Here is a 25,990-nt window from a genome sequence, read left to right as displayed (position 1 = left end):
TTCTATAAAAGCGATCGCCCTTCCCACTCCCCCATCCCCTAAAGCCGGTGAAGCGTCGCTATCCCAGAGGGAATCGCTCTTTTATCCAAAATCAAAATAAGTAGACAGACAAAAAAATTAGTCCGCCTACTTAATCGCTAACTACAAATCACTCCCACTCGATCGTTCCCGGTGGCTTAGAAGTAATATCGTAAACCACCCGGTTCACTCCCTTAACCTCATTCACAATCCGGTTCGATATCAGTTCCAACAAATCGTAAGGAACCCGCGCCCAGTCAGCAGTCATCCCGTCTTCACTCTTAATAAACCGCAGAACGATCGGGTAAGCATAAGTGCGCTGATCGCCCATCACGCCTACACTGCGAATCGGCAGCAAAACTGCAAAAGCTTGCCAAAGTTCACCGTACAATCCGTGCCGGTTAATTTCTTGGCGAACAATGAAGTCAGCATCCCGCAAAATATTTAGTCTCTCTGCGGTAACTTCTCCTATAATCCGAATCGCCAATCCCGGGCCGGGGAAAGGTTGTCGGTTCACGATTTCTTCGGGAAGCCCGATCGACCGGCCGACTTTTCGCACTTCATCCTTAAACAATTTTCGCAGCGGTTCAATCAGCTTAAATCGCAAATCTTTCGGCAAACCGCCGACGTTGTGGTGGCTTTTAATTTTAACAGCAACTCGTTCGCCACTTTTCGGGTCTGCATTAGTGTCAGCCGACTCAATCACATCAGGATAAAGAGTACCTTGTGCGAGGTAGTCAAAGGGGCCAAGACGCTTCGATTCTTCTTCAAATACATTGATAAATTCATGACCGATCCGCTTGCGTTTTACTTCAGGATCGGTAATCCCTTCAAGTTGAGCTAAAAAGCGTTCGCGAGCATTAACATACTCAACATCAATGTGGAATTGCTCTTTAAATAATTTTACCAACCGTTCTGGTTCATACTTCCGCATAAACCCTTGGTCGATAAACATACAGGTAAGTTGGTCGCCGATCGCCTTGTGCAGCAAGAAAGCCAAAGTAGAAGAATCTACGCCGCCCGATAGAGCCAGCAAAACTCGTTTATCTCCCACTTGCTCTCGAATTTCGCGAATCGATTCCTCCACAAAGGTAGCAGTCGTCCAAGTCGGTTCGCACTCGCAAATGTGGTAAACAAAATTGCGAATTAAAGCTATTCCCCCGATCGAGTGAACTACTTCTGGGTGAAACTGAACCCCGTACAAATTTTTCTCGTGGTGAGCAACAGCAGCACACGGAGTATTGCCCGTGTGAGCGAGGATCTCAAAACCCGACGGTAACTCGGAACACGAGTCTCCGTGACTCATCCACATCGTGCTGCCTTCTTCGACATTTGTCAGCAAATCGGTCGGATCGTCAATAAATAGCGATGCCTTGCCGTATTCGGCTAACTTAGCCCGCTCTACCGTGCCTCCGAGCTGCTTTACCATCAACTGCATCCCATAACACACTCCCAACACGGGTATTCCCAAATTCCAAATGTCTGGGTCGCAGTGGGGTGCTTTTTCATCGTATACAGAACTCGGACCTCCTGAAAGAATAATTCCTTTAGGATTGATAGCTTTTAACTGTTCTGCCGTAGTCCGGTAAGAAATAACTTCTGAATATACTTGAGTTTCGCGAATGCGACGAGCAATCAGTTCGGAATATTGCGAACCGAAGTCGAGAATCACGATCGTCTGGCGATCGATCTGCCCCAGAGAAGAGCTGGTGAGGTCTGATTCAGTTTTTATTTGAGTAGTCACGGTTATTGCGTAATTGCTAATTGCTAATTGGGCAGAAATTAGGGGATGTATTTGTAGCGGCTTCACTACAAGACTGAGGAAGGCGAGCAAGCATTAGTCGCTAGGAATAAATCTTATTTATACTAGATTGCAGTCAGCGCTCGTAGTCTATTAATAGGGTCGAGGACAAGCATAGATTTACTTCAATCCTTACCCTAATTAATTAAACTCTGGCGTCAGAAACTGCGTCCCCAAGCAACCTAGTATAATTAAGGTCTAGGGACAAAGAATTATTACTTGTTAAATATTATCCCTGAGCGAGGTTTTCAACAGAATTCAGGGATATTCACACTACATTAACAAATTTGGGTCAAAAATGTATCTCCTATTTCACTTTTAACAATAATTTTGCGATCGCGCCCGAACATCACCGAGCCCACGGGGATGTGCAAGTTAGTGTGAGTAAAAATGCAATCCGATGACCGCAAGTCTATTTGTCGGGCGATGTCGCCGTAAATTCGATCGACCCAATTGTTGCCAGTTTGAGCCTCCAAAGCCCGCAGTTGTCCGAGAGCCTCTTCGGCTGTTGCTGCGGCAAAAATTGCGGAACACGCATCAGCAGGCATTCCAGCCTTAGCACAGTAAGCTGTGAGAATTTCCCTGCGCCCGTCAGCGAGGTGGTGGTGAGTGTGAAAAATTCCCGCTGCCAATTTCATCAGCTTTCCGTGATAGCCAAACAGCAAAATTGACTGCACCCCCTGACATCCGGCCTCTACCAGCAGCGGGCCGAGCCAATTAGCGGTTTTGACTAGCCTCTCAGGATTAATCCCCAGTTGTCGAGCCAAATCCAAGCCGTTTTCGCCGATGCAGAAAACCAAACAGTCAAACAGTTTGGCTTTTTGTTGCAGTTGTTCGCGGTAAACTTCCAACTGTCCCGGGGCGCTCAGCGGTTGAGAAATGCCTGTTGTACCTAGCAGCGAAAGTCCTTCTACCACGCCGAAAGCTTCGTTAGAAGTGCGGGCGGCTAGTTGCCGACCAGACGGCAGAATCAGCGTGACAGTAATTTTTTCGGACTGTGCGAGTTCTCGGCTCAGATTCGATCGCAACAACCGCATCGCGTAATCATAGATTGCCGCTCCTCCACCTGCTTTATGATGTCCAATTCCCTCCCCGCCAACAATCTGTATTTGTTCCCCCTCTCCTTCTCTCCCCAATTCCACCATTGCCCAAACGGGGGTATTGCGAGTCAGATCGAGATTGTCCCCCGGATCGGAGCGAGTCACTCCTAAAGCGGTACCAGTTTTGAGTAGAGACGCCTGCTCGATCGGAATTTCTGCGGTTATTTGTGGTTCCAGTAAATTTACTGATACACTATCAACAGATTGGATACCCTCACGCAAGCACCGCAAAGCTGCAAGTGCGGCTGCACAGGCAAATACTGGCAGTGTATACCCGGATAAAGGTTGATCTTTTGTCACAATCTAATACAAAAATCCGTAAATTTGCTGGTACTTGACATCACACATTAGCAGTAATATCTTTCAAATGTTTAAGTTTAATTCTAGAGTTTGCTATTATCTGCAGTTAGCATAATTTTTGTCAAGTAATAATTTTGTCCTACCAGTTGCCGATCTCAGTCACACTTTTTTGATGTGCGTTAGCGAAGCCCTCGTAGATGCTCGCCAATAACCCACTCCGAAGCTTTAGCGGCACCTGGGGGCGATTTTCACAAAAAACCCGAACTCTCTCGCCAGCGCTGGGACTGAACAAACAGATTCCAGGAATTAGGTAAAAATAGTTAGCATCTATACTCCGCAAGTCGATCGTCTTTCATTCTATATATTTAGCTAGCCGTAAAGGTTTGAGAGCGGAATGGAGGATCGGGCCCGAAATTTGTTTTGGCCCTTGGGGTGGCTTGTTTGAGGCGGAATTCGAGCAATTTTTGGCAGGCGAAATGCTGCGCTCGCTTCCTTGTTAAGCCCTAAAACCTAGTTTTGTAAAATCAGCAAACTTATATCTCCCAAGCGGTTGATGTGCCAGCGATCGCTTGCCATCTATATTTATAACCATTACCCGGAAGTACCAGTCTAGCTTTCAAGCTCACATCTTGAAGGCGGGGCTGGTTTTATCTTAAAAGGCTAGCTCAGAAATTTTGAGCGTAGAGATTAAATTTTATTGACACCTGCGCGTGAAAAATAATTTAATGACCAGCCAGCCTCAAACCCTTGCCACAGCAGGATTGGGCAATTCTTTAATCTCCGACTAAAATCCTATTACTTTATGTTTGAACCAGTTGCAGAGTTAAATGAACCTCTATCTCTTCAGACTCCTGAAATACTAGACAATCAAATATCTCAGCTCGTTTTATCTTCAAAAAAAGATCTCAAAATTTCTAAACAAGAGGTTCGATCGACCCTGAAAGCCTCAACTCTAGACGGTGTTTTTGCCGCTATCTTCGAGTCGGCAACCGGCGGCGTGCTGCTGAGCAATTTCTTGCTGCAACTCGGGGCGAGCAGCGTGGAAATAGGTATATTCTCCGCTATTCCGATGGTGGTAAATCTCCTGCAACCATTAGGAGCCTACATCGCGGACCGGACAACCAGCCGCCACTGGTACAACCTTTTTGTATTCGGCGTGTCGCGGCTGCTGTGGCTGGTGCTGGCAGTGGCAATTGTTTGGGGTTCCCAGCACCAAGACCTCCACCAACTGCTTCAATGGACGCTGGTAACAGTCGTAGCAGCTAGCGTGCTGGCAGCTTTTGCCAATTCTAGCTGGTTCAGTTGGATGGCTGCTGTGGTTCCTCAGCGCTTGCGGGGACGCTATTTTGCCTTTCGCAACAGTGCTGTCAGCCTCATCACTTTGCTGGGAGTGCCGTTGATGGGATTGGGAGTGTCAACTTGGGGCGCCGATCCAATTTTCGGCTACGGTATTGTTTTATTTGTGGGTGTTTTGGCGGGAATGATTAGTTTGGGGTGTCAATTCTTTATGGTTGATGTGAATCCCCAGGTATACAAAAAAGACGCTGAGAGCGATCGGCTTACAGAAAAAAAAGAAAAGCGAGTAACAGATTTTGTGCCTTCTGTGCTGAAAGATTCTAATTTTTTAATGTTTATTCTTTACTTCAGTATGTGGACATTTGCAGTTAATCTCAGCGCACCTTTTTTTAATATCTACCTGCTGAAAAATTTAAGCTTGGATGTGAGTTTGGTAACGATTTACACCAGCTTAAGTTCCGGTGCAAATCTACTGCTGCTGATGTTTTGGGGTAAGTTGGCCGATCGCTGGGGAAATCGCCCTCTGCTAATTGGGGTGGGGCTGGTGGTGGCGATAACACCTTTGTTGTGGTTGGGTACGGGCAATTACCCGTTTGCGGTGTGGGTATGGCTGCCGCTGCTGCACTTGTTGGGGGGGACGACTTTAGGGGCGATCGACCTTTGTACTAAGAATATTCAAATGGAGATAGCGTCGATCGAGCAACCTTCGACTTATTTTGCGATCGCCGCAGCGGTTTCTGGATTAGCTGGGGCTTTGGGAACTACCGCCGGCGGCTTTCTTGCCGAACTTCCCGGCATGAGTTTGGGGGCACTGTTTGCCCTCTCGGCTGGTGTGCGGCTATTCGGCTTGCTGCCTTTGATTTTGGTGCGAGAACCCCGCAGCTTTTCGCTGCGGTCGATCGTCCCCACTTTGGGACGTTTCAATTTAAACCGCGACTAGGAATTTTTCGCACAAATTTACCGATCGAGAAACCAGAAAAGCCCACAGATTGCTAAAAACTTCAAGCAAATCACACAAAACCTGAGAGTGCTTGAAACAAATATTAATCCAAAACATAGTCCAAACCTGCTATGTCTTCTGCCAATATGTCACCATTATCTTGCAGCCAACTGACAAATAGATCAGATATAGCTGTTCTAAAAACTGACCTGGCATAGCGTAAATGTGTTTAAATGTTTCTTAGCTAGGGCGTCGGAGCGCTACTTCTGTTAGGAGAATCGAGCATTTTTCCCTAACCAAAGCTACTATTTCACGCTGTAAATATTTTACTTTTTAGGAAAAGCGAGCATTTTCCCAGAACCAAAGCTACTATTTCACACTGTAAATATTTTAATTTAAGAAAAATAAATAAAATTAACATTTTAATACAGCCAGCTAGACTATAGAGTGTTTTGGGACTAATATCCTGAGAATCGAAATAGCTAAAGATTGCCCAACCAGATAACAATTTCGTCGAGCAAGAAATTAGGAGGGCTTGCCTCAAGCGACCCAAAAAGGGGAACGGGGAATCTCAAGTAACCGATTAGCAATTACAGGTCGCTATCAAATTTTCAGATTCAAAGAGAGAATATAAAAATGACGAAACCAGGGAAACGTCTGATCGTTTGCTGTGATGGAACTTGGAACAAACTAGATACTCAGTGCCCAACTAATGTGGTTAGGGTTGCCCAGGCCGTGAAACGGACAGCCAGTGACGGGGTTCCGCAGATCGTGTTTTATGACGAGGGAATTGGAGTAGACAGTAACAAGATTATGGGCGGAGTCACTGGGCTGGGAATCGATAAAAATATACAAGATGCCTATCGTTTTCTTTCTTTCAACTACGATCAGGGTGACGAAATCTATCTATTCGGGTTCAGTCGTGGTGCTTACACAGTCAGGAGTCTAGCGGGGATGATCTATTGCTCCGGTCTCCTATCCCGCCGTAACGTTACCATGGCATCACAAGCTTACGAGCTTTACCGTAAGCGAGAGATTTCACCAAAGCATTCGGAAGCAAAAAATTTCCGCGAAAAATTCGGCAAAGATAAGGGCGATCGCGTCCCGATTACCTTGCTTGGTTGTTTCGACACCGTTGGAGCCCTTGGTATTCCTCTTGTACCCGCCTTGAAGAAGTTTGAGGGACAGATCAAAACAAGGTACAAATTCCACGACACCACTTTAAATAAGGATATTGAGAATGCGTTGCACGCCGTTGCGATCGACGAAATTCGCGAAGTCTTTGATGTTACCCTGATGAAGAAAAATCCTGATGCCCCGAACCAGAAGCTTCGTCAAGTTTGGTTTCCAGGCGAGCATGGCTGCATCGGCGGTGGTACGCCAGAATACCGCGGGTTATCAGATGCTGTCTTGAAGTGGATGTTGGATCAAATCAGTGACTTTGAATTGAAGCTGGAATTTGAGCCAGAGGCTATTGAGGATATCAAGCCTGATTATAAGGTTCCATTTCAAAACAATCCTGGGTTCTTCAAATTGGCAGGAATCAAGTGGCGCGAGGTGGGAGAGACCCTTGAGGATCTTCATGAAAGCGCGATCGAGCGATTGAAAAAACGCCAAGACTATCGGCCTAAGAATCTGCAAAAGATTCTCTCCAAAGTAATTGATGAAAATCGAGAAAAATGATCGAACTTTATCAAACTCTCAGAACCGAACATCAGAAGACTTTGTAATCTACCTAATCTACAACAATCGAAAGGAAAAGCAATCATGACAAGAGATACATCTAGAGATGGATTTAGCAACAAAGCTTTAGCGTATACGTTGACTCATTTCAAACCAATTTGGGATTTAGTTCAAAGTTACGAGCCTCTGAAACGTAAACTCAACAAATTTTTTCTAAATAGCATCATTTACAAACTTCCGACTCGCCCGCTTCCCTATAGCTTAATGGGCTTAGATCCCAAAATTCCAGGGACAGATATTCCCAAAAAAACTGATACCTACATCTCTTGGGATTCACTTACAGACAAGACTTATACTGGGCGACATTTACCTCCCGACCCAGAATTCAACAAAGAAGGGAATTTACCACCACTCGACAAAGTAAAGACCTTATTCCAAAAAAGAGATGGAAAAACCATTTATTCGGAAAAATCCACTCTGCTATTTCCCTATTGGGTGCAGTGGTTTACAGATAGTTTTCTCCGGATCGATCAGGAAAACCGCTTCAAAAATACCTCCAACCATCAGATTGATATGTGTAATGTTTACGGGTTGACCCGCAAACAAACAAATATGCTCAGAGCTTTCAAAGACGGTAAATTTAAAACTCAAAAACTCAAGCGCAAAGATGGCGTAGAAGAAGAGTATCCACTCTTTTATTATGCCGATCCCGAGCTGGGTATTGTCGATCCTCAATTTGAAGGTCTTCATGCACCCCTTAATGATGAGAAAAGACAACCCGCCGAAAAGAAAGGCAAGCTATTTGCAATGGGAGTTGAACGGGCAAACGTCCAAATTGGCTATGTCACGCTCAACACTTTATGTATCAGGGAGCATAATCGAATTTGTGATGTTTTGTCCAAAAGCTATCCGGAATGGGACGATGAGAGGCTCTTCCAAACCGCGAGAAATATTCTCATGGTGATTGTTCTCAATATCATTATGGAAGAGTACATTTTCCACATTACGCCCTATAATTTTAGGTTCTTTGCCGATCCTGAAGCTTTTACCAAGGAAAGTTGGTATCGAGAAAATTGGATGGCGATTGAGTTTAGTTTTGTCTATCGCTGGCATAGTGCGATTCCGGAAACCTTTATCTATGACGGTAAAGAACAATCCATGTACGATTCCCTCTGGAATAATCAGATGTTAATCGATAAAGGGTTGGGTGCATTGATGGAAGAAACTTGTTCCCAACCAGGCACTAGAATTGGTTTGTTTAACACACCTGATTTTAAGATCGCAGGAACACCCTATACATTTATTGATGCTACCGAACTAGCATCTGTTAAACTCGGACGGCAGGCGCAGTTAGCCAGTTATAACGATTACCGCGAAATGTGTGGTTATCCCAGGGTGACTGATTTCAATCAAATTACGGGTGACGAATACGCTCAACAGAAATTAAAAGAGTTGTACGGTCATGTTGATAAGATTGAATTATTTGTGGGATTGTACGCTGAAGATGTCCGCAAAAATTCAGCAATTCCGCCTTTAGTAGCACGGATAATTGGCATTGATGCTTTCTCCCAAGCTTTAACTAATCCTTTGTTATCGCCTAAAGTCTTCAATAAGGAAACTTTTTCTGAGGTTGGTTGGGAAATTATCCAAAATACCAAAACAGTCTCTGATTTAGTGAATCGTAATGTTCCTCCAAGCGATCCTAAGTACAAAGTCTCCTTCGAGCTTTAAGTTGTAGCTGACAACTAAGACTCAAGGTAGTGGGGGGCGCAAACACACCTGCGCCCTCAAAAATGAGGAAGAAAAACGCGATATTTTCGCAAGCGATTCAGCTACGGCAATTCGGAAGCAATTGCACCAGCAGTTATACTGTTTAACAGATGCAACGGTTTGTGTAGAGCCTTTTTTAGCGATTAACCGAAGGTTATGTTATGAACAAAAAGTTATTTACCGAATATCCGGAACAGGACGAACTCAAATACTACGATCTTCTTGTTGAGCAGGCCAAGCTTCGGATGGATAATCTTTACGGGGATAAGGAGCGTGCGCTGCGAGATACTCACGCCAAAACTCATGCTTGCGTTAAAGGAACTCTGGAAATTTTTGACTTTGATGAGGAAGCGATTAAACGCGAATTGGGCAAACGCGCTTCGTTAAGTTCTTCGCGACTCAATGCTATTTCCCTTAAGCAAGGTTTGCTAGCAAAACCCAAGGAATATCCTGTTTGGTTGCGATTTGCTAACGGGGCTACCAAAGTATACCCTGATTACCAAAAAGATTCGCGCTCAATATCAGTGAAAGTGATGGGGGTGGAAGGGGAACGACTCGCGCAAAGCCACGAGTTAAAAACCCAGGATATCATTGTTCACAATTCAGAGATATTTGTGAGCCAAACCATCAAAGACTACTACGGCTTTTTTTCTGCTCTGGTTGAATCACCAGAGGCATTGAAAAAGTGGCTAATACGACATCCCAGACACTTTCTAGCGGTCTCGACGCTTACGGGTAGCCGGACTCCGAAGAGTTTGCTAACAGCAAAATATTGGAGCGGTTCACCCTCTGCTTTGGGTCTCAATCCCGATTTCGATCCCTCTAAGCCTGGTCTAGTTCCTGTCGAATATCCTGCTGTAATTAAGTATGGGTTTACTCCGATTTCATGCAAACCACCGCATGAAATAATTCCAGAACAATCTCGACCGGGAATTCCTAAAATTCCCTTTGTCGATCGCGCTAAAGCCTTGGGTTTAGATCCCAATAAACCAGATAATTATTATCGGGACGATCTAATTCAAGCCTTGGCGAAACCTGATGCCCAATACTGGTGGGATTTTGGCATCCAGTTCCAAACCAGCCTAAAAATGCCGATCGACGATGGTATCAATGTCTGGAAGGAAAAGGAATCACCCTTCTTGAGAGTAGGTCGTCTTACCGTCAAGCATCAGATTATTGATTATGAAAAACAATCTGATTTCAACGAAAACCTGAGATATTCTCCCTGGAACGGCTTAGCAGTTCATCGTCCAGTAGGTGCGATCAATCGGATACGCGGTGTTGTTTATCCCGTTGTAGCGAATTATCGCCTTCAAAAGCGAGGTCTTGTCCACCACGAACCAACCGGAGAAGAAACATTTTAAAGGAAAAATTTGGGGATCGGACATCATTTAATGCCCTCAGCCAGGTCTCGTCTGAGCAAATGGCAACTCAAGGAAGTTAACAAGCGCAACCTTCAAAAAATCCCATCCCTTTTTAGGGGGTGGGAGTGTTGAAAATTATGAATTCTTAGTCCTCAGTCCTTAGCCCTCATTATTCAGTAGCAATTAATCAATAACTGGGTTCGTACCCAATTATTAATTATTCTGCTAGCAACCAACTGATGACTAATGACCAACGACTGATGACTAATAACTTAAGCTTGCCGCGAGTAGTATTCCACCACTAGCAGTTCGTTAATCTGTAGAGCAATCCACTCGCGTTCGATAACGCCGTTAACTTTGCCAATTAGTTTTTGCTTATCAAATTCCAAGTGATTCGGCAAGTGAGCCAAGCCTGGGTCTTTGAGATTAGCTTCTACCATTGTGCGCGAGCGCTCTCTATTTTTCACTGCAATCACATCACCAGGCTTGCACTGATAGCTGGCGATATTGACTTCACGGTCATTGACAGTTATGTGACCGTGATTTACCAATTGTCTAGCGGACGGAATGGTTGGAGCCATTCCCATCCGAAACACAGTATTGTCCAAGCGCATTTCCAAAAATTGCAGTAACACTTGACCTGTGGAGCCCGTGACACGGCGGGCTTTGCGGACGTAACGGAGCAGTTGGCGTTCCGTCACACCGTAATTGAAACGGAGTTTTTGCTTTTCTTGCAAGCGAACCGCATACTCAGAGAGCTTTTTGCGGTTTTGACCGTGCTGTCCAGGCGGATAATCTCGTCTGGGGGTTTTGCGGGTTAGACCCGGCAACTCTTTCAGGCGACGGACGATTCTCAATCGGGGGCCTCGATATCGAGACATTTATTTTCCTCTCTAATATCTGTATGCAATTTTATGCAGACTCTATATTATATGTGTGTAACGGTCAAAATTCCAACAAAGATCGATAAAAAAACGATCGACCGCAGCGCGATCCATAATGTGCGGTAAATTCTCAAGGAAAAGCCGATCGCTCGATCGCCCCAATCAGCCAAAAAAACTCACTACTCGATCTGCCATGCACAACCGAAATTTCTCCCGCACTTCTTCCCCAAAGCCAGCACCGACAGGCTCAAAGCCTACCGCGCGCTGGATATTGGCTCTCGGCACGCAGCTAGCAGCACTCGGTTTGTTAGCCACAGCACTGCCAATCTCGCCAGCCTCAGCCATCACGATTAGAATACCTCGCTCTAGGAATCCCTATCGCGTCTGCGCCCTGGAACTAATCGACGCCGGAGTGGGAGCAGAGGCCGCCGCCGCCGCTTGTGCTGATGCCCTCCACCCCCGCGACATATCTAAATGCGCTCTCCAAATCAACCGCAAAACCAATATTTCTGGTGTCGAAGCGCTCTCTAGCTGTAGGCGGGTGAGGCGCCCCAACGAATTGGCTACTTGCGTAGTGAATATTAACGGCAAAAGTCGAACTCAACCTGCTGCTCCCCTCGTAGTGCTCGATGGATGCCGCCGCAGTTTATTGCCACAACAGTTTGCTGAATGCGTAGTCGGTTTGAGTGGCAGGCTCGACTTTCCCACTGACCGGTTAATCGCCACTTGTCTTGACCCCAGCGACAGCGTGAGCCAGTTGGACGGGCGTCCTGCACCTACTCCTCCTGTGGAGCTAATTTCACCGCCTTCGCCCGTCAATTAATAACGGTTGACTGTTAACGGTTGACTGTTAACGGTTGACTGTTGACTGTTAACTGATGACTAATGACTGAGGACTGATGACTACTTTTTTATAATCAAATGTCAGAAATTTTTGCTCAAATTACAGTCGAAGAATTAGCTCGCCAATTAGCAGAAACCAATGCTGAGAAATTACAGCTTGTAGACGTGCGGGAACCTCACGAAATTGAACTCGCGGCGCTGCCGGGATTTGTAGCTTTTCCGCTGAGCGAGTTTGCCGAATGGTCTGGTGAAATTGACGCTAGACTCGATCGCGACAAAGAAACCCTCGTTCTGTGCCATCACGGAGTGCGATCGGCTCAAATGTGCCATTGGTTAACTGAGCGAGGATTTACGAACGTTAAAAATGTCGTTGGCGGCATTGATGCTTACTCAATGGTTGTCGATCGAACTGTCCCCCGCTATTAACATCAAATCCAGTTCTTAAGTATCCTTTTTTTCAGAGTCCGCGCGGGCGGACTTTGTATGTGTAAAAAAGAATTATATTTTCCCCGAATTACCTAATTAAGAGCAGCCAATCGAAAATTTAAAAGCGTACTCATAGTGAGCCGGTCGCGCCCCTGCCTTTTCGACTCATAAAGAGCCTCATCAGCCGCCAGTAGCAGCGTTACCGCATCATTTTCCTCGCTCGGAACAACGCTGGCAATTCCTAAACTAATCGTTACCACACAATTAGGCAGGCCGTCAAGACTCTTCGGGTTAAAAACAATTTTCAAATCTTTCACTTGCGCTCTAATTTGTTCGGCAACAACCACAGCCGCCGACGCATCAGTTTCAGGTAAAATCACAGCAAACTCCTCGCCCCCGTAGCGAGCAGCTACATCAGCAGGACGCTGGAGCGATCGGCGAATTGTCTGAGCTACCGATCGCAAACAATCATCTCCAGCTTGATGTCCGTAGGTATCATTATATATTTTGAAATAATCGAGATCGCACAAAATTAAAGATATCGGATACCCATCGCGAGCCATGTGTTTCCATTCCGTTCGCAAGCAACTATCAAAATATCGTCTGTTACCAATTTGAGTAAGTTCGTCCACATTCACCAAAGCTTGCAGCCTTTGATTTTCTCGCAGCAACTCCTCAAAACCAACCATCGACAACTTGTCCTCGCACAAATTTTGTCCTTGAAAATACAAGCGATATAATTCGCAAGACAAACTACAGTTATTTCCCTCTAATTTGACCAGTCCCATGCTGTCTAACTGATAAGCCATCCAAGGTTCGAGGTGAATGCTATTTTTAGCATCGACAACTTGTTGGAAGGCGGAGGCGAGTTCGGGCTGCTGTTGAATGGCGAGCGACTGATTTTGCAAGTAGTCGCTATAAATTCCGCTGTGAGTAGGAGCTGCTGTTAACAGTTCTGCCAATTCGGCTCGCCCTAGTTCCTCGCCCGGTTCCTCCCGCTCGACGGACAGGCGACTTTGCAGCAAACTAGCCAGGTGATACAGCGCTAAATGCACTAAATAAGGATGCCCGCCTACCATGTTCATTAATTGCTCTATCGGATTGCGATCGCTCCAGTTTAGTCCGTATCTGCACGCCAAATCTTGAACTTGTTCAACAGTAAATTCTGAGAGTTTAATCGGCATTCCTACATTAAATGGAGATTGATTAACATTCAAATCAATATAAATTGCTGTCGAATGAATAACCACAGTTCGGAGTTTTTGCCAAGTTGGGCTAGCGCGAGCTTGTTCGTACCAAAAACGGATCACCGACAGAAAATCTTGAGCAATATTGGTGCGTTCAAATACTCGATTTATTTCGTTGATAACCAAAACAATAGGACTGTCAATTTCTGCGAGCAAATAGTTTTCAAAGTAAATAGTGCAGCTTACCTTGCTGCCCATATCTTCATCCCAGAATTTATCGATATTTGGTTCGAGTTTGAGTTGCCGAGCGACATTGACACAAAGCCAGCGCAAAAATTTATCTAAACTAGCAAAAACCGCTGCGTCGGCTTGCTGAAAGTCTACATTTACTGTGCGGTATCCACGATCGACTGCCGCGTCAATTATCCGCAGCATCAGCGAACTTTTGCCCATTTTTTTGGGAGCTTTAATGCGAACGAGGCCTCCGGGTTTGCTAAGTTCTGCACAGGCCAAGGCTTCGGCCCCTGAGCGCTCAATATAAAATGGAGAGTCAAGCGGTATGGGCCCGCCGGGAAAATCTAGCTCGGCAACTGTTTGGATCGAGTTTGGTGATTTTTGGAGTCCTGCCATAGTCGTTGCACAAGGCGATACCCTGACTTTATCTTACCTTTGTCAGGTTAGGAGATAGACGAACGGTGTCCAAGATCGATCGACAATCCTAAAAAATCTAAGTTTTTAGGGACTTCCCGGAACTGACTTTGCTATAGTAGTGTCACTTTACCCAGTCTCAAACCCTGCTTCAACACGGCTCTGCAGATCGACAAAAATTCGACGGTAGCCCAGACGCGATCATTCTGAGCCTTTACCTGACAAATAACTCGTTGGTCGTCGATGTCGCGCAGGAAGAGCCCCTATCTAAGGAGAAATAATCATTGTCACGCCGCTACCTGTTTACCTCTGAATCGGTCACTGAAGGCCATCCCGATAAAATCTGCGATCAAATTTCAGATACGATTTTAGATGCCTTACTGACTGAAGACCCCAAAAGCCGCGTCGCAGCAGAAGTTGTCGTCAACACCGGTTTAATGCTGCTGACGGGCGAAATTACCACTAAAGCTCAGGTAAATTACATAGAATTAGCCCGGAAAAAAATAGCCGATATTGGCTATATCCACGCTGACAACGGCTTTTCGGCCAATAGTTGCTCAGTGTTGGTGGCTCTTGATTCTCAGTCTCCCGATATTGCTCAAGGGGTGAACACAGCCCACGAAAGCCGGGAACAATCGAGTGAAGAGGAATTGGACGCCATCGGCGCTGGCGACCAAGGTTTGATGTTCGGCTTTGCTTGCAACGAAACGCCGGAATTGATGCCTCTGCCGATCAGTTTAGCGCACCGGATTTGCCGTCAACTGGCCGCAGTCCGCAAAACCGGTCAGTTATCTTACCTGCGTCCCGACGGCAAAAGCCAAGTTACAGTCATCTATGAGGACGGCAAACCTGTTGGCATAGATACGATTTTAATTTCTACGCAGCACACAGAAACGATCGGCGACATCACAGACACAGCCGCAGTTCAAGCCAAAATCAAAGAAGACCTTTGGACTGCTATCGTCCAACCCGTGTTTGCCGATATTAGCGTGAAGCCGGATGCAGAAACTCGCTTCCTTGTCAACCCCACCGGCAAATTTGTGGTCGGCGGGCCTCAAGGAGATTCGGGTTTGACGGGCCGCAAAATTATTGTGGATACCTACGGCGGCTATTCCCGTCACGGCGGCGGCGCTTTTTCTGGGAAAGACCCCACCAAGGTAGACCGCAGCGCGGCTTATGCTTGTCGCTACGTTGCTAAAAATATCGTAGCGGCTGGTTTGGCCCAAAAGTGCGAAGTGCAGTTGAGTTATGCGATCGGCGTTGCGCGGCCGGTTAGCATGATGATCGAAACTTTTGGCACTGGGAAAGTTGATGACGATCGCCTTTTAGAAGTTGTGAAGCAGCATTTTGAACTGCGTCCTGCAGGAATCATTCAAGCATTTAACTTGCAGAATTTGCCTGCTGAAAGAGGCGGCCGTTTCTATCAAGATGTGGCGGCTTACGGTCACTTCGGACGCACTGATTTAGAGTTGCCTTGGGAGGAAACTGATAAGGCAGAACTTTTGAAAGAAGCTTTGAGCCAGAAGTTGTCGGGAGTAGCTGGATAGTACAATTTTGGGGTGCGCGCCGCGCACCTTATCCCCATAAATAATATCGGGTGCTACCAATGAATGTAGGGTGCGTACTCCGCACCTTATCCATAAATAATATAGGCGGTTCTTCGGCGCATCTTATCTATAAATAATACCGGGTGCTACCAATCAATAACGTAGCGGGTGGAGTGCCTACCTTACAACAAAAAAGATTAAATAAATAAATGGGATTTTTCACACCTTTCCAATCAGCAATTCGCAGTTTTACCTCTTCCCTCCAACAGCGGTTGGCGACGACTGGATTTTCTACACCAAATCCAGCAACGCTGCCAAGTTCGTTTGCGACTAACAATCCTGGTGGAATTCGCGGCGTTTGGATAACCACCACTGACTCCAAAGTTCTCACATCAAAAGAGCGGATTGCTGAGGCAATGGACTTTCTCGCCGATACGGGATTTAATACCGTTTTTCCTATAATTTGGAGCCAGGGTTATACGGCTTATCCTTCTAAAATTATGCGAGAAAAATTTGGGGTGGAAATTGACTCGCGCTATCAAGGTCGCGACCCCTTAGCAGAAATATGTGTTGAGGCCAAGAGAGTTGGTTTAAAAGTAATTCCTTGTTTTGAATACGGATTTGTGAGTTCTTACAATCGCAAGGGCGGTCATTTGCTGGCGAAAAAACCTGAGTGGACCGCCCGTGATGCCAGCGGCAATTTACTGAAGAAAAATAACTTTGACTGGATGAATTCTCTTGACCCGGAAGTGCAAGACTTTGTGCTGGGGTTGATGCTGGAAGTTGCTAAGAATTATCCGGTAAACGGGGTTCAAGGAGACGATCGCATTGCGTTTCCGGTAGAAGGCGGTTACGACGAAAAAACGGTTAAACGCTATCTAGAAGAGTGCGGTAAAGCAGCGCCGTCGGATTGTAAAGAACAACATTGGCTGCAGTGGCGTGCTAATATTATTACTGAGTTTGTAGCTCGTTTACACCGAGAAGTGAAAGCTATTAATCCCGATTTGTTGCTATCGATGTCGCCGAGTCCTTATGACTGGGGATTGGTGGAATATTTGCAAGATTCTAAAGCTTGGGTTGACAAAAACTTTGTCGATGTGTTTCACCCGCAGTTTTATCGCCGCGATTTTAATGCTTACAAACAATTGGTCGATAAAATGATTGGGGGACAGCTTAGTGGCCAGCAAGTAAAGTGCGTGTCGCCCGGTATTTTGTTGACGAATCGAGGCAGCAAATATAGCATAACTCCCGAACTGTTGTTGCAAGTAATTGCTTACAACCGCTCTTGCGGGATTCAAGGAGAAGTGATGTTTTTTTACGAAGGTTTGCGAGATAACGATAATGCTTTGGCTAAGGTTTTGAAAAAAGGGCCCTATGCTCGTTGAGAGATTGTCCCGCAATCAAGCTGTTTCCGGTTAGCAGCAGTCAACCGCGCCGATCGCTATTTCAAACCAAGTGGGTATAGAATAAGATCTTGCACCATTCTCAATAAGCTTTGATTAACAGGCAAGATGCCTGTTCCACAAAGGCTGAATTTTATTGTGGAACAGGCATCTTGCCTCTTCCTGACAATGGTGCAAGATGTGAGTATAAAATGATATAGCAGAGTTAGGCAAGTTAAAAGCGCAGCGATGCCAATCAGCAAGCGCAACTAATTGTCAAGCCGATCGCCCAAACAAACCCGATAATTAATAATTGGGGAGTTGCAAAAATAGTGGAATAAGACATATTTTAGAAGTGGGTGCAAGCTTTTTTTTAGAAGTAGCGTTTTGTAGACGCCATATTTTTGAAAGACAGTTTAAAAGAGCAATCTCAACCGCTCGCCAAAATATTAGGATAAATCAGTGACTTCAGCAGCAAGCCTCATCCAACAGCTACCCGAGCTCAGCGATGCTCAATTCCATCATAAATATTTGAAACAAAAACAAGGGATGCGCACCTTGGCGACTATATTGCCGCAAGTAGAACAGCAAAGTCTGGCTTTGCGGGCAGTAAAATTAGCTCTAAAAGTAAATTTAAAACTCGGCTCGAAGCTAGCAGGAACGGTAAAGCCAGAATTTCAAACAGCTACCATAAAATTAATCGACAAAATCCCCACTTCGCCGCTGCTCAAAATTCAACTGCTGGCCCTAACAAGTTCCGATATGGCAATTCCAATGCTGGTGGCCGCATTGAACCACCAACAAAGTGCAGTGCGCCTTGAGGGGATTCGAGCGATCGGCAAAATCGGCTCCGAAGCAGCAGTAATTGAATTAGCCCGATCGCTCGAATCCCAAGATTCCCAATTGCAAGCTTGGGCCGCTTGGGCTTTAGGAGAAATTAACTCGAAACCCGCCGCCATAGCACTGGTCAAAGCCATCAAACACCCAGAGTCCAAGGTGCGCGCCCGGGCTGTTTGGGCCTTGGGCAAAATTAACCCGAAAACAGCCGTCCCCGCGCTCCTGAAAGCCCTCAATCACCCCGACTCCGAGGTGCGCTGGCGGGCGGCGGTCAACTGCGGGAAAATCGGCGTCTCTGAGGTAGTTCCCGGGCTGCTGAATGCCCTCAGAGACGAAAATCACATCGTCCGCGCTAGGGCCGCGGCGGCTTTGGGGAAAATCGGCGATTGTGAGGCAGTACCCAGCTTAATAGAATTGCTTCACGACGACCCAGACTCCTATGCAGTTTCTTTGAGGGCCGCCGAGGCCTTGGGACAAATCGGCACGGAAACGGCTGTGGCGGGTCTGGTACAAGCCCTCAACCATAACGACTCAGACGTGCGGGGCAGTGCAGTTTCTGCCTTGGGAGAAATCAGCAGCGAGGCAGCTATGGTGGCCGTAATCCGATCGCTCTCGGATCGAGACATTTTCGTGCGCGGCAGGGCGGCGGTTGCCCTTGGGAACATCAATACAGAGGGAGATGCGAAATTGCCAAAAATGGTGGTCGCGGGACTGGCGAGCGCAATTGGCGACAGCGAATCTTATGTGCGGTGGAGAGTTGCTGCTGCTTTGGGGGAAATTGGGACAGAGGAAGCTATAGCAGGTTTGGTGCGGCTGCTGGGGGACGAAAATTCTGGAGTGCGCCAAAAGGCTGTTAAATCCCTCGGTCAAATTGGCTCAACGGCTGCTATTTTGGCTCTGGAAACAGCTTTAAATCGCGAATTTGCTGACGTTCGGGCGCTGGCTGCCCAATACTTGGCGGATGTCAGGACTGAGGCAGAAACAGTTGATTTTGATCACTCAGTCTCGGCAGATTTCTCGAATGAAAAACTGCCGGAAATCCTGATAGCTTCGCAAGTAGAAGCCAGCCAATACATTGTTGAGCGCCCTGCGCGACGCGAGATTAAATACCTGATCTCGATCGGCAGTCCAGGCGTCCCCGAACCCAAAACTTTTGATCGAATCTCAAACCGAATGTGCCTGGAGTTTAACGATCTCGACACCCCCGTTGACGACCCCGATCAAATCTTGCCTACCATTGAGGATGTACTTAAAATTATTGACTTTGCCCTCAAAATGTCACCACAGGGAGGCAGTTTGCTGATCTGCTGCCAAAGTGGGATCAGCCGTTCAACTGCCACAGCTTTGACTGTTTGTGCTGCGCTGTTGGGTCGCGGCAAAGAACGGGAAGCTTGGGCCGCTGTTCTCGCCGCCAGACCCCAAGCCAAGCCGAATCGCTGGATGGTACACTTGGCCGATGAAGCTTTGGGTAGAGACGGTAAGCTAGCACTGGCGATCGAATTGAGCACCGCAACTCCAGAACTCGCAATCGCCAACAGTTGACTCGCAGAAACCGGGTTTCTTTTTGCAAGCGCTACAGTTATACTCAACTAACGACACTTCACCTCAGACTTGTCTGTGCGGGGCAACGGTGCCAAAAGTCGATCGCCAGGGTGCAAAAGTTCGATCGGCTCCTGCATTTGTGACATTCTGTGCTACAAAGTTGTCGGACGATCGAAAAAAACCGTCAAGCAATCGTCGCATTGCTGGCAGCAAAACTCCCAAGCTGAGGAATCGGGTGCATTGTCAACAGACAATATCAGCTTTGGGCTACTCACAGGCAAAACAGGTCAGAGAGAATTTTCTGCCTGTAACATTCCACGCAGAGATAATTCACTGCGTGTATAAATTTTTATTTTTTTTTGCCTGTGGCAGACTTTTACGAGTCGAAAAAGTAATTTGGCAACAGTCATCAACAGCCTAATTATCTCTTAGACATCAACCGAATTTAAGTTTCTCCTCTGACTCGACAATAGTTTCAGATGCTTTTTCGCAGATGTCTACGGTTAAACAGACAAGCTTTCCATTTGGAGAACTTAAGAGCGTGGTAGATTTTAGCAGAATACAGCGGTTGCATATGTCCAAAATTAACTTGCTAAAAAAAACCGGGAACGAAGCAAGTTTATCAGTTGCCGTTTGGGAATACCAAGGCGAGTTTAATCGAGAGTTAGAACCATTTAACCCGCAGAAAGAACCTGTGGCAACGCGAAAGATAAACAAAAAAATAGCAAGGTAGGTAAACTGATGCCGCTCTTTATTTCTGAACGAGTCGCTTCTCTAGAAACCGCACACAATAAAATATCCAGCAAGGATTTTGTAGAAATACCATCCTTAAAACTCCGCCAAACTTGGCCATATAAAATTGGTGCTTTGTCCATCCATAAAAAAATTGGTCGCGGGTATTTTCTGGCAATAGGAATCGGATTTTTTGGCTCTTTGAGCGGGCTGGTAATTGCTGATTACTACCAAGGACAAGGATTAAAACAATTCAATGACGCTCACCTACAAGCGCAATTACTAGGCAATTTTAAAGATGCAGCGATGGCGGCACAATTGCAGGGATCACAGCTAGCTGCTTTTGTAGATAATTCCGCCAAGCTGAAACTTCAAGAAGAGCAGTTTGTCAAGAGCATTTTACAGGCAAAAGAGCTGCGGTTACGCATAGAAAAGTTTGCCGATAGCCAACCTGCTTGGCTGGCAGCAAAGCCGGAAGTTCTCAAAAGTTTACTACAAGATTGCACGGAAGATTTAGAATCCTATGCCGATACTCTCAAGTCAGCTTTGCAGCAAATCCAGCAATCGCAAAGGTCACGTCGGGAGATAGAGTCGGCCACAAAATTGTTGGCCACAGAAAGCGGAGAAGGTGTAAAACAGCTCAACAGCAGCCTTGAGAGATTGAGACAAATCCTCGATATTGCCCAGCAGCAAGAGGGGCAAGGCGGTGAAGTGATGGAAGACGCTCAAGGAATGGAAAAAGCCATAATTATTATTAGTATGCTGCTGTCGGTCGTGGTAGCCGGAATGGTGGCTGACCGTACCAGTCGGGCGATCGCTAAACCAGTCGTGAGCGTCACTCAGATTGCCAAACAAGTGGCCGCCGAGTCGAATTTTGATTTGCGAGCCTCCGTCACCGGACAAGACGAAATAGGCTCATTAGCTGCGTCTCTCAATCACCTAATCGAGCGAGTTTCGGAACATACAAAAGAATTGAAACAAGCTAAGGAAGCCGCCGTCACCGCTAACACTGCTAAAAGCCAGTTTTTAGCAAACATGAGCCACGAATTGCGGACTCCTTTAAATGCGATTATCGGCTACAGTCAACTACTTTCAGAAGATGCCCAAGATGCGGGATTTGATGAGTTTGTACCCGACTTGCAGAAGATTCAGAAGGCGGGCACGCACCTGCTATCTTTGATTAACGATATCCTCGATTTGTCAAAAATTGAAGCAGGGGGGATGAAACTCGAAATCCAAGAGTTTGACATCGAATCCCTTGTTGACAATGTTGCGTGTGCCGCGAAACCGTTGGTAGAAAAAAATGGCAATGTTTTAGAGATTGAGTGCGATCGAACTGCGGGTATCATGCACGCAGATTTCAAAAAAGTGCGGCAGGTTTTGATGCACCTGCTGAGTAATGCTGCTAAGTTCACCAAAAACGGCAGAGTTAAACTAACTGTCAGGCGCATTGAAGGAAGCGGCAAGTTGAATGCAGCAGGGCGATCGGCGATTGACGATCCAATACCTGCCGATGAAACTAATTCTGCGGCGATCGCTTGTCCTCTGCTGAATGTTGAAGAGTCGGATTGGATTTGCTTATCGGTTAAGGATACCGGAATTGGAATGTCGCAAGAACAACAGCACAAATTGTTTGAAGCTTTTGTGCAAGCTGACTGTTCATCAACGCGACCGTACGACGGCGCCGGCTTGGGGCTGACACTTAGCCGCTACTACTGTCAGATGATGGGCGGGGAAATTTTGGTAGAAAGCGAAAAGGGAAAAGGATCTATTTTCACTGTGCGGATACCGGCCGGAAATGGGTGATGTGATGTTTGGGCGAGAGATTTAGGGGGTAGGCAGAGGGGCGAAAATTTATGTTTCAAACCTCTGGCTTGATGTCAAAATGCTTTAGCCTGGTGAGTGGGGGCGATCGCACAGAAAGATTAGGTTTCGCGATCGGGTTTGCGAGAAAGTTCGGGGCGATCAATTTTGGGGATTCGCCAGATTTTTGAGACTGTGAGCGGTCAACGCGATCCATATTTTTGAGGAGGCGCGAACTGTTAATGCAGTAATGATAAGAGCTATGGACTACAATCAAAGATTAGAAAGCAACAAAAAAACATCGCCATGAGCGTAGTTGCAGCTAAATGGACGATCGCCCAATACCACCAAATGATATCTGCAGGTATCTTGGAAAATCGGCGCGTAGAATTACTAAAAGGAGAAATTGTAGAAATATCGCCGGAAGGGAAACCCCACGCCTATTTTAGCAGCGAAGCAGGAACGTATCTGATTCGGCTGTTGGGCGATCGCGCTACAATCCGCTCGGCACAACCGATTACTCTTCCTAACAACTCAGAACCAGAACCAGATCTCGCGATCGTACAGCCCTTGGGTCGCACATACCTCGAACATCACTCCTATCCAGAAAACATTTTTTGGGTGATTGAATACTCTGATTCCACACTCGTCAAAGATGTAGAGACGAAAACCAAAATCTACGCTGAAGTTGGCATCCCCGAATACTGGCAGTTAGCCTCAAAAAGAGACAGTTGTTCGTATTTCGAGACCCTCAAGACGGGGATTACGCCTCTAAATTCACGCTAACAGGCGGAACAATTAACCCGATCGCATTTCTAGATGTATCTGTATCCGTAAATGCGATCGTCAGCAGTTAGGAGTAGCAAGTGTTCACAAAATTCAACCTAATTGCCTGACAGGCTCTGATTGGGCCTGAATTTCCCAGGAAACACGACTTTTCGTAGTTCTTCTGCTCCTAAAACGATCGGTGGACACACCAGCAATAGCAGCCATTGCCAGGGCGTTAAAGGTGCTGTCGAAAAGATGCGACTCAGAAATTCGTTATTGATTACGATCGCCACTAAAATCCATTCAATGGCAATTCCGAGCCAGATTTGTGGATTAGAAAAGAATCCAAGCCGCAAAATTGATCCGCGTTCCGATCGGCAGGCAAAGACATTGCCCGTTTGACAAGCCACAACCGATGCCAGAGTCATAGTGATGGCTTGAGTATAGATGGCGATCGTAGCGGCATCTGCTGAACGAGACAGAATGCTTGGCGTTGCTGCTTGTAATTCTGCCAAGTCATAACCGTAACTCCACCACACCACAAAAAATGCTGCCATCGCTAGGGCAGCTTCCAGCAATCCCAAGAAGCCATAGGCGCGCAACAGCAGAGACCGATCGAGAAGCGGTTGCGATTTTTTCCGGGGGGGCTGCTGCATCGTTCCGGCTTCTGCCCGTTCTGCGCCCAATGCCAATGCAGGCACTATGTCAGTTCCTAAATCAATAGCAAGAATCTGCATGATCACCAGTGCAGGAGGAATCTTCAACGTCACCATGAACAGAAATGGTACTAATTCCGGCAGGTTTGATGCCAGGATGTAGGTCATAAATTTGCGGATGTTTTGATGCACGGCTCGCCCCTCCTCGATCGCGACGACGATCGTCGCAAAGTTGTCATCGGTGAGGACAATATCGGCGGCTTCTCGTGCCACATCGGTGCCATTCATCCCCATCGCGATGCCAATATGGGCAGCCCTTAATGCTGGAGCATCATTGACTCCATCCCCCGTCACCGCAACTACATCCCCGATCGTTTTATACGCTTCCACCAGTCGCAGCTTATGCTCAGGAGACATCCGAGCAAACACTAGCCCCGATCGATATTTCAGCATTTGTTGCAATTGAGCATCCGACAGATGCCCCATGCCTTCACCCGTTACCACCCGTACAGAATCGGTAACTAATCCAATTTTGCGGGCGATCGCCTCAGCAGTCAGTCCATAGTCACCCGTCACCATCGTCACCTTAATTCCTGCCTGATGGCACTGAGCAAGAGCCTCTCTTACCTCTGGACGGGGCGGGTCAAACATCGCCACCAGACCAATAAAAATCAAGTTTTGCTCTAAGTCTTGCGATCGCAAATCCAACATTTCACTTCCCCCACGGCGCGCCGCCACCCCCAAAACCCGAAAGCCCTGCTGGGCTAACTCATCGTTAGCCGCAACTATTTCATTCGACTCGGATTGAGTGAGTTCGGAGAGAGTTCCATTCCGCAAGATAGATGTGCAGTGTCGCAACACTTCCAGCGGTGCCCCCTTGGTAAAAGCCAGGTTCGGCAAATCGCTGTTCCATAGCGCGGACGATCGCCAGTCCAGCACCACCGTCATCATCCGGCGACGAGAATCAAAAGGCACCTCCCGCAAGCGGGGAAGCTGTTTTTGCAAAGTTTCCAGATTCAATCCGGCTTTGGCAGCAACCACCAGCAGAGCCGCTTCTGTTGGATCGCCAATTTCTTGCCAACGGCTAGGCGCTGTCAGGTGAATCAGCCGTGCATTCGAGCAAAGTGCCGCCCCCGTAAGCAACAAATTGACTTTCCAGGATTCTTCAAAATTCGCGGGAATCTGAACCTCACCAGCCGTAGGATCGTATCCAGCGCCCGTCACTTCAATCAGAGTCGGCGTCATCGGTGGATGAGATTTCTGCTTGCCGTTAAGAGGTGGTAAGACAGCCGACTCTTGGCTGGCAGGATTTGGGCTGTTCTCCGAAGATTCCCAGGGAAGCCAGAGATAATGCACCGTCATTTCGTTTTTAGTCAACGTTCCGGTTTTGTCGGTGCAGATCACCGTTGTAGCGCTCAGGGTTTCCACAGCCGAAAGACGACGCACCAAAGCATTACGGCGCACCATTCGCCGCACCCCGATCGCCAATGACAAAGTAACCGTCGGCAGTAACCCCTCTGGCACTAGCGCCACAATGATCCCGATCCCAAAAATAAAGCTCTCTTTGAGCTCCATCCCCACCAGCAGGTATGTCAGCAGAAATACCAGAACTCCCATACCAAGGGCGATCGCAGTGATGATCCGCACAATATCAGCCACCTGCACTTCCAACGTGCTGGGTTCACGTTTCACAACGGCAGTGAGATGGGCTACGTGACCAAACTCGGTTTGTGCTCCCGTGGCATACACCACAGCAACGCCCCTTCCTGACGAAACCGTCGAGCCTGCCAGTACCAAATTTGGGATTTCCGCCAGATTGACCTTTTCTTGTAAGGGATGTTCGCCCGCTGGTATGGTTTTGCCAGCCCGGATTGATGCAGCTTCGCGCACCCGCACCGGATGAGCGTTACGGGCAACAGGAAGCGATTCGCCAGTCATTACAGAAATATCCAAATACAGGCTTTCGGCAGTAACTAACCGAGCATCCGCAGAGATGCGATCGCCCTCTTCCAATTGCATCACATCTCCACGCACCAGTTCCCGTGCCGGAATCTGCTTTAGTTCCCCATTCCGATACACTTTCACCTGCATCGGTAACACGTTCTTTAAGGCCGCTAATGCCTGCTCTGCTTGAAACTCTTGCCAAAAACTGAATACAGCATTAATCCCGATCACCGCCCAGATTGCCCAACCTAATTGAGGGGTTCCCGAAATGAATGCCAAAATCCCTGCCACCCATAGCAGCAGGGCCATAAAGTGCCTTAACTGATCGGTAAATCTTAGCCACAGAGGGCGATGTGCGGGTTCTGGCAACTCATTCGTGCCAAATTTTACGAGTCGATCGAAAGCTTCCTCATCAGACAACCCGTTCTCGCTGATTTCAAAGGATTGATATACATCTTCTGGTGATAGGGTCCAAATTGGTTGATGCGGTATCGCCATACATCCCCACCTTAGAAATAG

At 47.0% G+C, this 25,990-nt stretch carries 18 protein-coding genes; 12 read left to right on the top strand and 6 right to left on the bottom strand.

Annotation, left to right across the window (positions count from 1 at the left end):
• Positions 1-148: 148 nt before the first annotated feature.
• Both guaA and cbiD read right to left on the bottom strand, forming a co-directional pair.
• Positions 149-1,750 carry a glutamine-hydrolyzing GMP synthase gene (gene guaA / locus QUA45_RS21020; protein ID WP_445304930.1) on the bottom strand — a complete coding sequence of 534 codons (1,602 nt, stop codon included), beginning with the start codon at positions 1,748-1,750 and terminating at the stop codon, positions 149-151.
• A gap of 347 nt (positions 1,751-2,097) precedes the next feature.
• Complete coding sequence (gene cbiD / locus QUA45_RS21015) at positions 2,098-3,219, bottom strand: cobalt-precorrin-5B (C(1))-methyltransferase CbiD (RefSeq protein ID WP_333222015.1); 1,122 nt, start codon at positions 3,217-3,219, stop codon at positions 2,098-2,100.
• An 802-nt stretch (positions 3,220-4,021) separates the two neighbouring features.
• On the opposite strand from cbiD, the gene QUA45_RS21010 reads away from it, so the two are divergent.
• The 4 genes from QUA45_RS21010 to QUA45_RS20995 all read left to right on the top strand — a co-directional run bounded on the left by QUA45_RS21010 (position 4,022) and on the right by QUA45_RS20995 (position 10,272).
• The gene (locus tag QUA45_RS21010) at positions 4,022-5,455 is read left to right on the top strand and encodes an MFS transporter (RefSeq protein WP_333222014.1); all 1,434 of its coding nucleotides are present in this window, start codon (positions 4,022-4,024) and stop codon (positions 5,453-5,455) included.
• A 636-nt stretch (positions 5,456-6,091) separates the two neighbouring features.
• Positions 6,092-7,138 (top strand): DUF2235 domain-containing protein, encoded by a 1,047-nt coding sequence (locus QUA45_RS21005; RefSeq protein ID WP_333222013.1) that lies wholly within the window; start codon positions 6,092-6,094, stop codon positions 7,136-7,138.
• 84 nt (positions 7,139-7,222) lie between these two features.
• Positions 7,223-8,869 (top strand): peroxidase family protein, encoded by a 1,647-nt coding sequence (locus QUA45_RS21000; protein WP_333222012.1) that lies wholly within the window; start codon positions 7,223-7,225, stop codon positions 8,867-8,869.
• Positions 8,870-9,069: 200 nt separating this feature from the next.
• Entirely contained in the window at positions 9,070-10,272 is a 1,203-nt protein-coding gene (locus QUA45_RS20995) for a catalase (RefSeq protein WP_333222011.1), read from the top strand.
• A gap of 272 nt (positions 10,273-10,544) precedes the next feature.
• Here the strand turns inward: QUA45_RS20995 and rpsD are convergent, their stop codons facing one another.
• Positions 10,545-11,153: a 30S ribosomal protein S4 gene (rpsD, locus tag QUA45_RS20990; protein WP_006631941.1), complete on the bottom strand. Its 609-nt coding sequence runs from the start codon at positions 11,151-11,153 to the stop codon at positions 10,545-10,547.
• 118 nt (positions 11,154-11,271) lie between these two features.
• On the opposite strand from rpsD, the gene QUA45_RS20985 reads away from it, so the two are divergent.
• Both QUA45_RS20985 and QUA45_RS20980 read left to right on the top strand, forming a co-directional pair.
• Positions 11,272-11,979 carry a hypothetical protein gene (locus QUA45_RS20985; protein ID WP_333222010.1) on the top strand — a complete coding sequence of 236 codons (708 nt, stop codon included), beginning with the start codon at positions 11,272-11,274 and terminating at the stop codon, positions 11,977-11,979.
• A 98-nt stretch (positions 11,980-12,077) separates the two neighbouring features.
• Entirely contained in the window at positions 12,078-12,425 is a 348-nt protein-coding gene (locus QUA45_RS20980) for a rhodanese-like domain-containing protein (protein WP_333096199.1), read from the top strand.
• A gap of 92 nt (positions 12,426-12,517) precedes the next feature.
• On the opposite strand, the gene QUA45_RS20975 is transcribed toward QUA45_RS20980, so the two are convergent.
• Positions 12,518-14,242, bottom strand: a complete 1,725-nt coding sequence (locus tag QUA45_RS20975; RefSeq protein ID WP_333096198.1) for an AAA-like domain-containing protein — start codon at positions 14,240-14,242, stop codon at positions 12,518-12,520.
• 302 nt (positions 14,243-14,544) lie between these two features.
• Here QUA45_RS20975 and metK point away from each other — a divergent pair, with 302 nt between their 5' ends.
• The 3 genes from metK to QUA45_RS20960 all read left to right on the top strand — a co-directional run bounded on the left by metK (position 14,545) and on the right by QUA45_RS20960 (position 19,568).
• Entirely contained in the window at positions 14,545-15,807 is a 1,263-nt protein-coding gene (gene metK, locus QUA45_RS20970) for a methionine adenosyltransferase (protein ID WP_333096197.1), read from the top strand.
• A gap of 209 nt (positions 15,808-16,016) precedes the next feature.
• Positions 16,017-17,192 carry a family 10 glycosylhydrolase gene (locus tag QUA45_RS20965; protein WP_333222009.1) on the top strand — a complete coding sequence of 392 codons (1,176 nt, stop codon included), beginning with the start codon at positions 16,017-16,019 and terminating at the stop codon, positions 17,190-17,192.
• 459 nt (positions 17,193-17,651) lie between these two features.
• Positions 17,652-19,568, top strand: a complete 1,917-nt coding sequence (locus QUA45_RS20960) for a HEAT repeat domain-containing protein (RefSeq protein ID WP_333222008.1) — start codon at positions 17,652-17,654, stop codon at positions 19,566-19,568.
• Between the two features lie 63 nt (positions 19,569-19,631).
• Here the strand turns inward: QUA45_RS20960 and QUA45_RS20955 are convergent, their stop codons facing one another.
• Positions 19,632-19,769, bottom strand: a complete 138-nt coding sequence (locus QUA45_RS20955; RefSeq protein ID WP_333096194.1) for a hypothetical protein — start codon at positions 19,767-19,769, stop codon at positions 19,632-19,634.
• Between the two features lie 540 nt (positions 19,770-20,309).
• Between QUA45_RS20955 and QUA45_RS20950 the strand changes: the two genes are divergently transcribed.
• From QUA45_RS20950 to QUA45_RS20940, 3 genes are all read left to right on the top strand, one after another.
• On the top strand, positions 20,310-22,106 hold the full coding sequence (locus QUA45_RS20950) for an ATP-binding protein (protein ID WP_333096193.1): 1,797 nt from the start codon (positions 20,310-20,312) through the stop codon (positions 22,104-22,106).
• Between the two features lie 50 nt (positions 22,107-22,156).
• Positions 22,157-22,294, top strand: a complete 138-nt coding sequence (locus tag QUA45_RS20945; RefSeq protein ID WP_333096192.1) for a hypothetical protein — start codon at positions 22,157-22,159, stop codon at positions 22,292-22,294.
• Between the two features lie 115 nt (positions 22,295-22,409).
• Positions 22,410-22,889 (top strand): Uma2 family endonuclease, encoded by a 480-nt coding sequence (locus QUA45_RS20940; RefSeq protein WP_333096191.1) that lies wholly within the window; start codon positions 22,410-22,412, stop codon positions 22,887-22,889.
• 98 nt (positions 22,890-22,987) lie between these two features.
• Here the strand turns inward: QUA45_RS20940 and QUA45_RS20935 are convergent.
• A partial coding sequence (locus QUA45_RS20935) for a cation-transporting P-type ATPase (protein WP_333222007.1) occupies positions 22,988-25,990 on the bottom strand: 3,003 nt, incomplete at its 5' end.

This window comes from Microcoleus sp. Pol12A5, assembly GCF_036701435.1.
Classification (GTDB): Bacteria; Cyanobacteriota; Cyanobacteriia; order Cyanobacteriales; family Microcoleaceae; genus Microcoleus.
This window is presented reverse-complemented; position numbering and strand designations above follow the sequence as displayed.

Coding starts and splice junctions, on each gene's coding strand:
- QUA45_RS21010 (WP_333222014.1), top strand. CDS start 4,022: ATGTTTGAACCAGTTGCAGAGTTAAATGAACCTCTATCTCTTCAGACT.
- QUA45_RS21005 (WP_333222013.1), top strand. CDS start 6,092: ATGACGAAACCAGGGAAACGTCTGATCGTTTGCTGTGATGGAACTTGG.
- QUA45_RS21000 (WP_333222012.1), top strand. CDS start 7,223: ATGACAAGAGATACATCTAGAGATGGATTTAGCAACAAAGCTTTAGCG.
- QUA45_RS20995 (WP_333222011.1), top strand. CDS start 9,070: ATGAACAAAAAGTTATTTACCGAATATCCGGAACAGGACGAACTCAAA.
- rpsD (WP_006631941.1), bottom strand. CDS start 11,153: ATGTCTCGATATCGAGGCCCCCGATTGAGAATCGTCCGTCGCCTGAAA.
- QUA45_RS20985 (WP_333222010.1), top strand. CDS start 11,272: ATGTGCGGTAAATTCTCAAGGAAAAGCCGATCGCTCGATCGCCCCAAT.
- QUA45_RS20980 (WP_333096199.1), top strand. CDS start 12,078: ATGTCAGAAATTTTTGCTCAAATTACAGTCGAAGAATTAGCTCGCCAA.
- QUA45_RS20975 (WP_333096198.1), bottom strand. CDS start 14,242: ATGGCAGGACTCCAAAAATCACCAAACTCGATCCAAACAGTTGCCGAG.
- QUA45_RS20965 (WP_333222009.1), top strand. CDS start 16,017: ATGGGATTTTTCACACCTTTCCAATCAGCAATTCGCAGTTTTACCTCT.
- QUA45_RS20955 (WP_333096194.1), bottom strand. CDS start 19,769: ATGCGACGATTGCTTGACGGTTTTTTTCGATCGTCCGACAACTTTGTA.
- QUA45_RS20950 (WP_333096193.1), top strand. CDS start 20,310: ATGCCGCTCTTTATTTCTGAACGAGTCGCTTCTCTAGAAACCGCACAC.
- QUA45_RS20945 (WP_333096192.1), top strand. CDS start 22,157: ATGTTTCAAACCTCTGGCTTGATGTCAAAATGCTTTAGCCTGGTGAGT.
- QUA45_RS20940 (WP_333096191.1), top strand. CDS start 22,410: ATGAGCGTAGTTGCAGCTAAATGGACGATCGCCCAATACCACCAAATG.